The organism is Thermobacillus sp. ZCTH02-B1 (genome assembly GCF_002159085.1).
Classification (GTDB): domain Bacteria; phylum Bacillota; class Bacilli; order Paenibacillales; family Paenibacillaceae; genus Thermobacillus.
The window spans coordinates 52,628-65,963 of the sequence record NZ_LZRU01000030.1; the positions used below are offsets into that span (position 1 = coordinate 52,628).

13 protein-coding genes are annotated in these 13,336 nt (G+C 64.8%); 3 read left to right on the forward strand and 10 right to left on the reverse strand.

Translation table 11 applies throughout. From position 1 onward, the window contains the following. Positions 1-264 precede the first annotated feature (264 nt). From A9Z00_RS12120 to A9Z00_RS12155, 8 genes are all read right to left on the reverse strand, one after another. The gene (locus A9Z00_RS12120; protein WP_296977702.1) at positions 265-2,079 is read right to left on the reverse strand and encodes an FAD-dependent oxidoreductase; all 1,815 of its coding nucleotides are present in this window, start codon (positions 2,077-2,079) and stop codon (positions 265-267) included. A gap of 79 nt (positions 2,080-2,158) precedes the next feature. Beyond that, positions 2,159-3,154 carry an FMN-binding protein gene (locus A9Z00_RS12125; RefSeq protein WP_296977705.1) on the reverse strand — a complete coding sequence of 332 codons (996 nt, stop codon included), beginning with the start codon at positions 3,152-3,154 and terminating at the stop codon, positions 2,159-2,161. A gap of 48 nt (positions 3,155-3,202) precedes the next feature. Then, on the reverse strand, positions 3,203-4,144 hold the full coding sequence (locus A9Z00_RS12130; protein ID WP_296977708.1) for a prenyltransferase: 942 nt from the start codon (positions 4,142-4,144) through the stop codon (positions 3,203-3,205). Between the two features lie 167 nt (positions 4,145-4,311). Beyond that, complete coding sequence (locus A9Z00_RS12135; RefSeq protein WP_296977711.1) at positions 4,312-5,094, reverse strand: energy-coupling factor transporter transmembrane component T family protein; 783 nt, start codon at positions 5,092-5,094, stop codon at positions 4,312-4,314. After that, positions 5,079-5,990, reverse strand: coding sequence for an ATP-binding cassette domain-containing protein (locus tag A9Z00_RS12140; RefSeq protein ID WP_296977714.1), 912 nt, complete (start codon positions 5,988-5,990; stop codon positions 5,079-5,081). Before A9Z00_RS12140 ends, A9Z00_RS12135 begins: the two co-directional genes overlap by 16 nt. Continuing rightward, positions 5,921-6,811, reverse strand: a complete 891-nt coding sequence (locus tag A9Z00_RS12145; protein ID WP_296977717.1) for an ATP-binding cassette domain-containing protein — start codon at positions 6,809-6,811, stop codon at positions 5,921-5,923. Before A9Z00_RS12145 ends, A9Z00_RS12140 begins: the two co-directional genes overlap by 70 nt. A gap of 3 nt (positions 6,812-6,814) precedes the next feature. Then, positions 6,815-7,396: a Gx transporter family protein gene (locus A9Z00_RS12150; RefSeq protein WP_296977720.1), complete on the reverse strand. Its 582-nt coding sequence runs from the start codon at positions 7,394-7,396 to the stop codon at positions 6,815-6,817. Then, entirely contained in the window at positions 7,380-7,760 is a 381-nt protein-coding gene (locus tag A9Z00_RS12155; RefSeq protein WP_296977723.1) for a NusG domain II-containing protein, read from the reverse strand. Before A9Z00_RS12155 ends, A9Z00_RS12150 begins: the two co-directional genes overlap by 17 nt. A gap of 148 nt (positions 7,761-7,908) precedes the next feature. On the opposite strand from A9Z00_RS12155, the gene A9Z00_RS12160 reads away from it, so the two are divergent. The 3 genes from A9Z00_RS12160 (at position 7,909) to A9Z00_RS12170 (ending at position 10,522) form a co-directional block, all read left to right on the forward strand. Further along, a complete protein-coding gene (locus tag A9Z00_RS12160) occupies positions 7,909-8,970 on the forward strand; it encodes an FAD:protein FMN transferase (RefSeq protein ID WP_296977726.1) in 1,062 nt (353 codons plus the stop codon). Positions 8,971-9,156: 186 nt separating this feature from the next. Then, entirely contained in the window at positions 9,157-9,594 is a 438-nt protein-coding gene (locus A9Z00_RS12165) for a DUF2621 domain-containing protein (RefSeq protein ID WP_296977728.1), read from the forward strand. Between the two features lie 22 nt (positions 9,595-9,616). Then, positions 9,617-10,522, forward strand: coding sequence for a TIGR01777 family oxidoreductase (locus A9Z00_RS12170; protein WP_296977731.1), 906 nt, complete (start codon positions 9,617-9,619; stop codon positions 10,520-10,522). Positions 10,523-10,573: 51 nt separating this feature from the next. Here the strand turns inward: A9Z00_RS12170 and A9Z00_RS12175 are convergent, their stop codons facing one another. Further along, positions 10,574-12,529: a DUF6382 domain-containing protein gene (locus A9Z00_RS12175; RefSeq protein WP_296977733.1), complete on the reverse strand. Its 1,956-nt coding sequence runs from the start codon at positions 12,527-12,529 to the stop codon at positions 10,574-10,576. A gap of 178 nt (positions 12,530-12,707) precedes the next feature. Continuing rightward, entirely contained in the window at positions 12,708-13,310 is a 603-nt protein-coding gene (locus A9Z00_RS12180) for an A24 family peptidase (protein ID WP_296977736.1), read from the reverse strand. Positions 13,311-13,336: the final 26 nt, after the last annotated feature.

The window sequence follows — 13,336 nt, forward strand, 5'->3', positions numbered from 1 at the left end:
GGCGGCGCGCCGCGCGATCCGCCGCCGGTCCGCCCCGCGCGGCGACGCCGCAACGGAAACGGCATGGCGATCCGCCGGACCGCGCGGTCCGGACAATGCCATGCCGATCCTTGCTGTTTTTTTATTTTATGGTTTGACCAGCCTGATAAAAACATCCCTTTGCCGAATCCGCGTCGCCGTCGCAGCCCCCGGTTCACCCCGGGCCGCCGTGCCGCCGGACGTCCCGCCCGTCGGACGATCCCGGCGGCACCCGCCCGTGCCCGCTCAGGTGTACAGGTACCAGCGCTTCACAAACGGGATCCGTTTCCACCGTTCCTTCAGCCAGGGCAGCACGTAATAATCCAACCCGAACGCGCTCCCCGAACCGCCGACCAGCGCGATGCCGCCCATGAGCAGCCACAGCACCTCGGGCGACGCCGTGCCGGACGACCAGATCATCAGCCCCATCAGGATGGTGCACACGGAGGACAGGGCCGTGAACAGGCCGATGAACAGCAGGGCGCCAAACAGGAGTTCCGCCACCACCATCGATGTTTGAAACACGCCGGCCAGCGCGGTGAACCCGCCGTCCTTGGTGTAGAACATGGCATCCATCATGCCCTGCACCAGATCGGCGATCCAGTCCGGAACGGGCAGCGCCTCCATGGCGGCTTCCCCGGCCTCCGCCGTCGCGGCGCTTGTGCCCTCCGTCTTGGCGGGGATGAGGAAGATGCGGTCCGGATCTTCCATGATCTTCTTCCATTTGACCAGCCCTTCGGTAAACCATACGTACCCGACAAGAAGCCGCAGCGGCAGCAGCCAGAAATTCGGCGACCGGTGCGCCAGGTGCCCGCCCGCGATGCTGCGCCGGTCCTTGATTTGGAAAAATTCATGACCCAGATAGGACCAGACCTTGTGGAAGCCGCAAACCTGCGCCAAATACAGCATGTTGATCAGGTGTTTGATCAGCATGGCCATCCGGCCGCTCAGGCCGAATTTCCGCCTGGGCGAGCCCACGTACGCCACGCCGTACCGGCTGCCGATGCTGACCATCATGCCGTGGAATTTCGGGCGATACGATTTTTTCTTCCCGTTTTTCAGGTCGCTGACGATGTTGTGGGCCACCAGCTCCGCGGAATGTTCCGCGTTCTCCACCATTTGCGGCACCGGCTGATCGGAACCTTCGGGAATGAAAAACAGGTTGTCGCCGATCACGTACACGCGGTCGTCGTCCACCGCCTGCAGCATGTCATTGGTGACGATCCGCTTCCGGCCCTTTTGCTGCAAATCCAGGCGTCCGACCAGATCGGATCCTTCCACCCCGGCGGTCCAGATGACCGTGCCGGCGCGAATTTCGTTTTCCCCCACGCGCACGCCGTCGGCCATGACCTCGGTGATCGGGGTGCCGGTCATCAGTTGCACGCCCATGTTCTCCAGCCGCCGGACGGCCTTGCGGACCAGCGATTCCGGCAATATCGGCAGGATGCGTTGCACCATGTCCACCAGGTACAGCCGGACGTCCGAACGGTCAACGCCCATTTTTCTGGCGAGCACGTTGGCATGTTCGGCCAGTTCCCCGACCATCTCCACGCCGGTGAACCCGGCTCCGACCACCACGAAGGAGAGCAGGTCCCGGCGACGCTCCGGATCTTGCTCGCAGGCGGCTTTCCGGAACATCGCCTCGATGTGATCCCGCAGCCGGACGGCATCTTCATAGGACCATAGCGTGAACGCATGCTCCTCCGCCCCGGGGATGCCGAAAAAGCAAGGCTTGCTGCCGGTTCCGATCACCAGATAGTCATAATGGTACTGACGGCGATCGGAATGGAGGGTTCGCGATCCGAAGTCGATGCCGGTAATTTCGTCCAGAACCACCTCCACATTCTTGAAGCCTGCGAAGATTTTCTTCAATTCCACCCGGATCGACGATTCGTCGACACGTCCGGCTGCCACTTCGTGCAGTTCGGTCAGCAACGTGTGAAACGGATTTTTGTCAATGAGCGTGATCCGGATGTCGCGATCCTTTTTCAGTCTTTTGGCCAGCTTTTTGGCCGTCAGCACGCCGCCGTATCCGGCGCCCAACACGACGATTCGTCGCATGCCTCTCCCTCCTCTTCGGCCGCGGCCTGCCTGCCCCGGCACCGGTTGCGATCTGCCGGCTCCGGCTGTCTTTCAATGATTACTTGGCATTCGCCAGCGCTTTTTGGACCAGATCCAGGAACCCGTCGACATGGATCGTTACGCCGGACACCGCGTCGGTGTACCCGCCGTCATCCACCGGAATGGCCGCGGGGTCCTGTTTTTCGAGCAGGAATTGCTCCATCCTGGCCGCCTGTTCGTGCCATTCCGCCTGCGCACCGCCGTTGGCCACCATGCCGTATTCGCCGTTTCTGGAACGGGTCAACTTGTCGTCGCCGCCGTCTTTGTGCACCGCGTTCCATTGCACGGCGAAAATCTTGCCGCCGAGCACCGTGACGTCCACCGTGTCTTTCCAGCCGGATTTTTCATCGAATTGGTCGGCTTCGGCATGATAACGGCCGTCCTTGTAGGGACCTTTTTCCGTGGGACCGGCCGCCAGCGCCTTTTCCACCAACATTGTGAAATCATTCACTTTGATCGTCACGCCCGACACCGCGTCCGTCGTACCGTCATCCTTCACTTGAATGGCAGCCGGATCCTGCGTGTCCAGCAGGAATTGCTCCACCTTTTCCGCCTGTTCGTGCCATTCCGATTGCGCGCCGCCCTTTTCCACAAGACCGTATTTCCCCTGCATCGACAGCGTCTTCTTGTCAATGCCGCCGTCCTTGTGCAGCCCGGTCCATTCCACGTCAACGATCTTGCCGTTTTCGACGGTCAGGCCCACGACGTATTTCCAGCCCGACTTTTCATCGAATTGATCCGCTTCGGCATAATAGAATCCGTCCTGGTAAGCGGCGCCGGTGTCTTCGTCTGCCGGTGCGCTTGCGGAAGGCGTATCTGCCGGCTCGGTACCGGCCGGTTCGCCGCCCGCCGCGTTGTCGTCCTTGCCGCCGCCGCACCCCGTCAGCAGAAACGCGACCAGCGCGGCGATCGCAAGCCAAGTCCAGCGTTTGTTGTTGACCATCGATGGTCCCTCCTCAACGGTTGGTTCTGCAATGGCCATGTTCTTTCTTTTTGAAACTTCGGAAAGGTTCATCGCATGTTCCGCATGAGATCCCTTGGACGTTGCCGCACGACCGATCCGTCACCCGAACAGCCCGGCTGCCAGCATCATCCCCAATCCCGTCACCTGGTACACGGTCAGGGTGCAGGCGTTGGCCTTCATCAGCCGGGGGATGTCGTCCTTGAAGGCTGCCGCGACGCGAACCGCTTTGACGGCCCAGGGAATGCTCAGGCAGCCCAGCAGCCAGAACGGATTCCGGTCGATGAGGGTCAAAGCGGCCAAACCGGCATACGCGGCGACGAACAGAAGACGATACACGATCAGGCCCTTTTCCTTGCCCAGACGGACGAGGCCGTTGCGCTTGTTGCCTTTCAAATCCGCCTCGTAGTCCGGATACTGGTTGATCCACAGCACGTTGGCGATCAGGAACGCAAGCGGGACGCCGGCTGCGATCGCCTTCCAGGCGAACGTTCCGGCCAGCACCCAATACATGCCGGTCAAGAGGAGCGGCCCGAACGTCAGACCGACCGTCACTTCGCCCCAGCCCCTGTAGCTCAGCTTCAGGGGAGGCAGCGTGTAGAAGACGGCCAGCAGCAGCCCCAGAACGCCGATCCAGAAAATGTCGGGTTCCCGCCATACCGCGATCGCCGTTCCGACGACGAAGGCCGCCGCCAAAGTCGCCGCCGCGATCCAGCGCGTCTCGCGGACGGTGAGCAGGCCGTCCACGATGGTTTTCTTGCCGCCGCTGAAGGGCGTTCGTTTGTCCGGTTCGACAAACCGGTCGACGCCCGACTCGTAATCGACGAACTCGTTGACGGCGTTCTTCCCGATCTCGATCAGGTACACGCCCGCCATCGCCGCCAGCAACCAGAACACCGGGATCCGTCCCGTATCGCGCCAGGCCATGACGGCCGCGACCAGCATCGGAACCGTGGAGGCCAGCCAAACCTTCGGATCCGCCAGTTGCCAGAAACCCTTCCAAATCCGTTTCCATCCGGGTATCCACATCGCCGTGCGCTCCATGGTAACCCCCCTTTCTGTCATGTTTTTTGTTTTGTCTTGATTATAATTTCGTTGTATCTCCAAATATGTGAAAAAAATCACAAGCATAGCAAGGAATCGTGAAAAAGCGACCATTCCCGCCCCGCCCCGGATTCGCCCTGTCGATTCGTCCCCCGTTCGCCCGGTTATCAGGTGACGGCCAGCAGGACCGCGAACAGCAGGACGAACGCCGTGTCGCCGGCGCGCCAGATCAGCGCGTGCCCGCATGACCGCCGCACGCCCGGCCGGAAGCCCCGGGTTTCCATGGACTCGGCCAGTTCCACGCCCCGGCGGATCGCATTGACGGTCACGGGGACGAGCAGCGCCAGGAACAGGCCGGCCTTTTCCTTCCACGGACGACCTTTCAGGTCGAAACCGCGCGACGCCTGGGCTTTCAGAATCCGTTCCGTTTCGGCAAAGATGGTGGGAACGAAGCGAAAGGCGATCATCAGCATGAGCGTAATGTTCTGCGGCCGCAATCCCAGCCGGCGCAATGGCGCAAGCACCCGCTCCAGGCCGCGGATCAGCTGGGCGGGCGGGGTCGTGAAGGTCAGGACGGCCGACATCGCGACAAACCAGATCATGCGCAGCGCGGCCATCAGCCCCCGCTCCAGTCCCTCCGAATACACGCTGAACGGGCCCAGCCGCCACAACTGGTTGCCGCCCGCATCCAGCGCCAGGTGGCACAGAAAAATGAACACGACGATCGTTCCCAGCGGCCGGACCGCCTTGACATATTGGGAAAGGCCGATCCGCGTCATCCGGAGGCAGCCCAGGGAGAACAGGGATACCAGGGCCGCTTCCCGCAGCGTATCCATCCGGAACACCACGATCGTGTAAATCATCAGGGCGATGATCTTGGCCCGCGGATCCAGCCGGTGAATCCGGGATCCGACGTCCATGAACCGCCCGAGCATCATCCGGTTCCGCACGGTCCATCATCCTCTCGTCCGTGGAGGGCGGCGGGCAGTTCCAGGAGCCGGCACAACCGCTCGGCAAACGCCTCCGCGCCGGTCCGGCCGCTGGCGGGCGGTTCCCGGAGGTGGAACCGCTCGGCCAGAAGACGGGAGAGGCGCAGCGCCGGCGGAAGCGGAAAGCCGGCCTCCTCCAGCAACCGGGGACGGGCCAGGAGCGCCTCCGCCGGTCCCTGGAACCGCACCCGGCCGCGCTCCAGCAGGAGGCACTCATCGGCATAGGGGATCACTTCCTCCAGCCGGTGGGACACCACCACCACGGTTTTGCCTTCCCGCTTGCACAGCCGGTGCAACAGCCGCATGAGCTCGTCGCGGCTCGCCTGGTCCAGGGAGACGGTCGGTTCGTCCAGCACCAGCATGTCGGGGTCCATGGCCAGCACGGTGGCGATGGCCGCTTTGCGCCGCTGGCCGTCGCTCAGTTGTTCGGGCCCGGCCGTCAGCAGGGATTCGTCCATGCCGAGCAGCCGCAGCGCGCGCCGCGCGGCCTCCCGCGCTTCCTCGTCCGTCGCCCCGAAATTTTTCGGTCCGAACCCCAAATCCTGTTCGAGCGTCTCGGCAAACAATTGCTGTTCCGGAAACTGGAACACCAACCCGACCCGCCGGCGGAGGGCAGCGGCTTCCCGGAACGGCTTTCCGGCTTCGATCCGGAAGTCCCCCACCCGGATCTCTCCCCGCGCGGGCCGCAAAAGGCCGTTCAGGTGCTGCAGCAGGGTGGACTTGCCGCTGCCCGACGCCCCCAGCACCGCCGCGAACGTCCCGTCCCGGACGGTCCAGGTGACGCCGTTCAATCCGCCGGATTCGCCCGGCTGCCCGTCAGGATAGCGGAAGTGGACGTCGACCATTTGTATCGCCATAATGCCTCCACCAACCCTTCCTCGTCCGGATGGTCGCCGATGTCCACGCCTCTTTTCCGCAATTCCCGGCACACCTGCAAGGCGAAGGTCGGCCGCATGCCGCCGGCCTTGAGCAGGTCGTCCCGGCGGAGGATGTCCCGCGGAGCACCGTCCGCGATGACGGTTCCGCCGTCCAGCACCAGCAGGCGGTCGGCCAGGCGCATTTCCTCCTCGTCGTGCGTCGCCGAGACGATCGTGTACCGCCCGCTGTCCTTCATCTCCCGCAAAATCCCCAACACTTCCCGCCGGGAGGCCTCGTCCAGATACGAGGTCACTTCGTCCAGCAGCACGATCCTGGGCTCCAGGGCGAGCACGGCGGCGATGGCGGCCCGCTGCTTCTGTCCGCCGGACAACTGGTCCGGATGGCGGTTCAGCAGGGGTTCGAGCCCCAGCCGTTCCGCGTACCGGCGAACCCGTTCCCGGATGGTCTCCCGCGGCAGGCCGCGGTTTTCCAATCCGAACATGATGTCGTCCGCCACCGTGAATCCCAGAAGCTGGTGGTCGGGGTTGGACGACAGAAAGCCGGTCCGTTCGCGCACCTCCCACAGGGTATCCGGGGCGAGCGTCAACCCGTCCACCCGGATGCGGCCCGACGTCGCGGGCAAAAGCCCGTTCAGCAGGCGGAGCAGCGTCGATTTCCCGCTGCCGTTCCGGCCGACGATGCACACCCATTCCCCGGCGCCTACGCGCAGGGACAGTTCGCGCAGCACCGGAGCCTCGCCGGGCCGTCGGACATAGGTGACGCGCTCGAGCTCGATGATGGGTTCCGGTCGGGAAGTCATCGCTCATCCTCCTTTCCCGGCCTGCCCGGCCGTTCCGACGGGGGACGAAACGCGCATGAACTGCAGCACGTCCGACCGTTCCAGCGCGTCCACCAGCCGCCGGGCGGCCAGGCCGACGAGCCATCCGGTCGCCAGACCGGAAACGATCAGGACGGGAAAGTAATAAAAGATGTTCGTCGTCCCCAGCACCAGGGCGGCGACCGCCAACTGCCCCGCGTTGTGCGCCACGCCGCCGGCGATGCTGATGCCCGGCAGGCTGAACCAGCTGCGGCCCAGGCGCAGCATCGGGCCCATGACCGCGAGGCTGCAGACGGCGCCGGCCAGACTGAACAAAAACGCGGAAAACGAACCGAACACGAAGGAGGTGAGCATCGTTTTCAGCAAGATCAACGTGACGGCGTCCCGCGTCCGAAAAAAATAGAGGCAGGCCAGCACCATGATGTTCCCGAGTCCGAGTTTGGCGCCGGGAATGGCGACGGCAAACGGAATCATCGCTTCCACGATGCCCAGCACCGCCGCCACGGAGGCGAACACGGACACGACCGCCAACCGTTTCAGCCCGAAGGAGTCAGAATACGATTGCATCGGGGACGTCACCTCCCGGCGGGGCGCCGACCATCTTCACCCACACGCGGTGCGGCAGGCAGACGATCGACTCGCCGGCGGCGTCGATCCGCCCCATGGCGATGCACAGCTTGTCGGGACAGTCCGCCTCGATCATTTGCACGCCCTTTTCGCTCACCCGGAGCACGTTCACCCCGCGGGCCGTCCGGATTTCGATTTCCCGGGGCTCCCCCTTCGGTTCGACCGTCCGGTACAGTTCCCGGTCGACATAGATCTCGGCCCGGAGTTCCCCGCGGCTGTCCTGCGGGCTCAGCCAATCCGGCAACTTGAACGAAACGACCGCAACCGCCAGCACGGCCAACAGCCACACATCGCCGCGCTTCATCTCCGGTCCCTCCCCCGCTTTCGTTTTTTTCATTGTAAGTGGCAATGGAGCAACCCCACTGTGACCAGATGCACAGGCGCCGGTACGCCAATTTGATATGATTTCTTTGTGAAAAACGTAACAATCTGCGGAAGCGAAGGGATCTCCCATGACTGACACCTTTAGAGCCTTGTCCATTCTGCTCGCCGTCACCCTCGCCCTGACGCTGGCCGGCTGCCGCGACCGGGCGGAATCCGGTTATGCCGCCGGCGCCATCGAACCGAAATCGGACACGTTTTTCATGTTCGATACCATCAACACCGTGAACGTGTACGACGAGCGGATGACCGGGCAAACCTTCCGGGAACTGGAAGCGATCGGCCGGGAGCTGGATGCCCGATTGAACCGGTTTTCCGCGGACAGCGAAATCGCCCGGGTGAACGCGGCCGCCGGGAAGGAGGCCGTGACCGTCTCCGCCGACACCTGCGAAGTGCTGCGCCTGGCGCTGGATATGGCCCGCCGGTCGCAGGGGAAATTCGATCCCACCGTCGGTCCGCTGGTCGATTTGTGGGGCATCGGCACGGAGCGGGCGGCCCGCCCGCCCGAATCCGAGATCCGCAAAGCCGCCGGACTTGTGAATTACGAATGGGTGGAACTGGACGCCGCCGCGTGCTCGGTTTTTCTGACGAAACCCGGCATGTCCCTGGACGTCGGGGCCGTCGCCAAAGGGTACGCCGGCGACCGGTTGGCCGCGTTTCTGAAGGAACGGGGGTTCCGCAGCGCCATTATCGATTTGGGCGGAAACGTGGTGGCCGTGGGACAAAAGGCGGACGGCAAGCCCTGGCGGATCGGCATTCAAAATCCGGAAACTTCGCGGGGCAAACATGTCGCCGTCGTGGAAGTGCGCGACCAGAGCATTGTGACCTCCGGCATTTACGAGCGCTACTTCATCCAGGACGGCGTGCGGTACCATCACCTTCTGAATCCGGATGACGGTTATCCGGCGCAGAACAACCTGTACAGCGTAACCGTGGTGACGGACCGTTCCGCCTATGCGGATGCGTTGTCCACCGCCCTGTTCGTGATGGGGCTGGAAGAAGGCCTGGCCTTCGCGGAAGCGCTGCCGGACGCGGAAGCTTTGTTTCTGACCAGGGACAGGGAAATGTACGTGACCGGGGGGCTGCGGGACCGGGTGACCGTCACCGACGGAGATTACAAACTGATGCCCTGAGCGGCGCGCGGGAAACGCGGACACCGAAAACCCGTTCCCCAGAACCCCTCCAAAAGGCGCCGGCGCATGCCCGGGTCAGCGGACGTCCGCCGGACCTGACGGGCGGCGCCCGTCCCGTTCATGGAACCGTCGTTCGAAAAACGCCGGCCGGTGCGGTATAATGGTCGGGAGAGGTGACGAGCCGGGATGAACGGTGTCCATGACGGGTTCATGTTTTTCATTCTGTTCTGGGGTATGGTGTTGATCGTGTTCATGGCGATCGGCGGCTATTTCATGTTCCGCAAATTCCTCAAGCTGCTGCCGAAGCAGGACGGCATGTCGAAGCTCGACTGGCAGAACTACTGGGTCGAGAAGAGCCGGCCGCTGTGGACGGAGGAATCGAAGGCGTTCCTCGATTTGCTCGTCTCTCCGGTGCCGAAGCCGTTCCGGGACACCGCGAAGCACGCGATCGCCGCGGAGATCGGCAGGATCGCCGTCGAGAGCGGCGCATCCCAAGTGACGCGGGAACATTGCATCGAAGGCTACATCAAGGCGACGCCGAAGCGCGATTACCGCAGCCTGATCAAATTTCTCGAGAAGCACGGGATCGACTACGGTCCGTACCGGCATCTCCTGAAATCCTGAGCCCGGGGAGGAACGGAAGGCCATGCGCGTGGCGGTCACCGGGGGCACCGGCTTCATCGGCCGCGCGCTCGTGCGCGCGCTGCTGGAGCGCGGGGACGAAGTCCGGGTCGTGACCCGCAGGAAGGGGAAGCTGAACCTGAAGCATCCGAACCTGACGGAATCGACCTGGGAGGAATGGAACGGACGGCCCGAACGGCTGGAGGGAACGGACGCCATCGTCAACCTGGCGGGGGAGACGATCAACCAACGGTGGACGAAGGCCGCGAAGGACCGCGTGCTGAAGTCGCGCCTCGACGCGGCCGGGGCCGTGGCGGAATGGGTGCGGGCGATGCGGGACAAGCCGGTCGTCGTGAACGCGTCCGGCATTTCGTATTACGGCATGTCCGAGACGGAGACCTTTGACGAGCGGAGCCCGGGCCGGGTCACCGACTTCCTGTCCGCCGTCGTGAAGGAGTGGGAAGAAGCGGCGGACCGGATCCCCGCCCGGCGGCTCGTCAAGCTCCGCGTCGGGCTCGTCCTGGGCGCCGACGGCGGCGCCTTTCCGCTGATGGTCCTGCCGTACCGCCTGTTCGTCGGCGGCCGCGTCGGCAGCGGACGGCAGTGGATCTCCTGGATCCACATCGAAGACATGACGCGGCTCATCCTGTTCTGCCTCGACAACGAGCATATCGCGGGGCCGGTCAACGCGTCGGCGCCGGAACCGGTGACAAACGACCGGTTCGGCAGGGCGGTCGCCGCGGCGCTCGGGCGGCCGCACTGGTTCCCGGTGCCCGCCGCCCTCATGCGCCTCGTATTCGGCGAGCTGTCCGTGCTGCTGCTGGAAGGCCAGCGGGCGCTGCCGAACGCGGCACTCGAGGCGGGCTTCACCTTCCGCTATCCGACCATCGACGAGGCGGTGCGGCAGCTGCTCGACCGACAGTCGTTGTGAACCATGATCACCTGAAGCACGCGGCTGACAACCGGATGATCAATCCGGCCGTCAGCCGCTTTTGCGCAGCGTGTATTTCGGCCCGTCCGGTCCCGCCAGCCGGAACGCGTCGCCTATGCCGAGCACGTATTCCTTGTACGGCACCATGATCTCGTCTCCGAGCAACGTTCCGTTGCGCGAGGCAAGATCTTTGATGCGCACCTCGCTGCCGTCAAACGCGACCTCCAGATGCGCGCGCGATACGCCCTCCGCCTTGTCGACGAACTGTGCGTGCGCCTCCGAACGGCCGATGATATGCGTGCCGCGTTCGACGGGGATGCGGCGGCTGGAACCCTCATATTCCCGCACCAGCCACAACCGGCCGTCGTCCCGGTCCAGCAGCACGGTCTCGTCTTGCAGCCATACGGTTTCATCGCGCTCCGCCGCGTCGCCCTCCGCCGTCATGCCCGGCATCCCGTTCCGGGTCGAACCCGATGACGCCTCCAACCCGATCGTCTCGCCTGGTCCGCTCCCGCCCGCCTGCGCCCGGAACGCCGCATCGGATGCCGGACGGTCGTCCAATCCGAATTCGGTCAGCCAGGAAAAGCGGATGTCGGCCGCTTCGGACCGAATGCCGCGGTCGGCGCCGGCTCCGGCTTCCGCCCACGATCCGGATTCCGCCCACGGGGGCCGTCTGGCCAACCCGTTTTCATCCGATCCCGCCTTCGCGCCTTCCGCCGACCATGCGTGATTCTCCATCCCGCGATTCCCGGGAGCGAGACGCCGCCACACGAGGACCAGCCCGCCCGCCGCAAGCAGCGTTGCACCGAGGCAGATCAGCAGGCGGTCCGTGCCGGGAGACGGCAGGTAGAGGTATCGCCAGATCAGCGCCGTCGTCAGCACGGCGCCGCACACGGACAGCCAGCGCGCCCTGCCCGTGTCGCGGATGCGGCCCGTCGCCCCCGGCCATTCCCCGTCGTCGAACATCATCGTCTCGGGCGGCGGGAGCTCTTCGGCGCCTTCTCCCTTGAAAAATCTGCCGAGCCAACCGAAACGGTTCTTTCCGTTCATCGCTTCGGCTTCCGCCGCGCGGGACGATTCCGCGGTTGCGCCCGTCCGGCCGTCAGCGGCGGCCGGGAAAGGGCCGGCATGCGGGACGCGGGCGGAACCCCCGGCGCCGGCATCACCATCATGCGCTTCCATCACCGGATCCCGATTTCCCGAATCCGGCCGATCGGCCCCAAATGCGATCCGACAGCCCCACGCGCCGTCCGTGTCCGGTCCTCCAGCGCCGAAGGCAGGCGGGAATCTCCGATCATTTCCCCCATCTTCATACGGTGAGCCGGGGGCGGATCCGATCCGACGCGCCTGCCCGCCTTCCGTCTTCGACCCGCCGGCAAGGTAGCCGGCCCGGAATCCCGCCGTCTCCGCGACCGGATGTCCGGCGCCGAACGTTCGATCCGACGCCATCAGCCTGAGCAGACCGAGCCGAAGGTCCGGCCACGAGGCCCCCGGGTCGTCCAGCAGGCGAAGCACGGTCTGCACGGCATCCCCGTCCACGTGCTCCGCCTTCCCGATCAGCCGGATCGCCAGTGCGAGCAGCTCTTCGCGAACCGGCCTCTTCACGGGCGGCTCCCGCAGCGGCAGATAGGTCAACGCGACATCGCGCCATTCCGAACCGACGAACAGGAACCTCTCCTCCAGCAGGCAGCAGGATTCCCGGAGCAGATAATGCCCGCAGGTCTCCAGCGCCTCGACGATGCCCAGCATGAAGCCCAAATATTCCGTCATTCCGAACGGTCCGGCGATCAGCCGGTGCGGCAGCATTTTCCGGCCTTCGACCGCGTGACGGAACGTCACGCAGCCGTCCATCTCGAACCAGTCGACCTTGAGCAGCCCGGGCGGCCGCGCGGCCTGCAACATCCGCACGTCGACTTCGTCCAAATCCGCGCGCCCAAACGGCGGATCGCGCCGGATGATCATCTCGTGTCCCCGCTGCATCGCAAAATCGACCTGCAACCGTTCCATCCCGTCGCCCCTTTCCTTTCGATCCGCACCGCACCCGTTTCGTTCCGCACCGCACCTGGCCGTTGATGGTACGACGCCGTTTCGGCCGCTTATCGGACGATGCCGCCCCGGTCCGTGATCGGACCGCCATGCCGCCGGCCGCGAATCGGACGGCACCGCCCGCGGCCGCGGTGCGGTTTCACCATATCCATGCCGCAATCGCCCCGGGAACCACCGCGATCATGAACGGAAAGCGGGATTTCCGCAGTCCGCCGTTCCCTCCGTCCCCATCCGCGGAGGTTGCGCCGTCCGCGGCGGAGACGGCTTCAGCCGAAGGTCCGCCTTGAACCGCGTCTTCCCGCAATAGCCTCCAGCGCGCGGCCCGCCGTTTGCCGATGGCCAGACACGCCAGCCCGTACGCTCCGGCCGCCAGCATGGAATAGACGGCGCAATCCAACGCCTCCCGCGCACCGATCCAACTTCCGAGCGCGGCGAACAGCTTGACGTCTCCGCCGCCGACAGCCCCCAGCATGTAAGGCAGCAGCAACAAGGCGAATCCCGCTCCGGCTCCCGCGCAGGCCTCCGACAGTCCCCGGCCCGCCGCCTGCAAGGCGCCCAGCCACGCACCGGACGCCGACGCCGCTTCCTGCCAGCCGGACCACGCGCCTGCCGCCGCATGGCAGAGCAGTCCGGCCGCCAGGGCAGTGACGTTCAGCCGGTTCGGAATGCGCATCGTCCGGATGTCGCTGACGAACGCGGCCGCCAGCAGAATCGCCGCTCCCGCGGCGGTCAACACCATCATGCCTCCCTCCTCCCGGTTCATTCCGG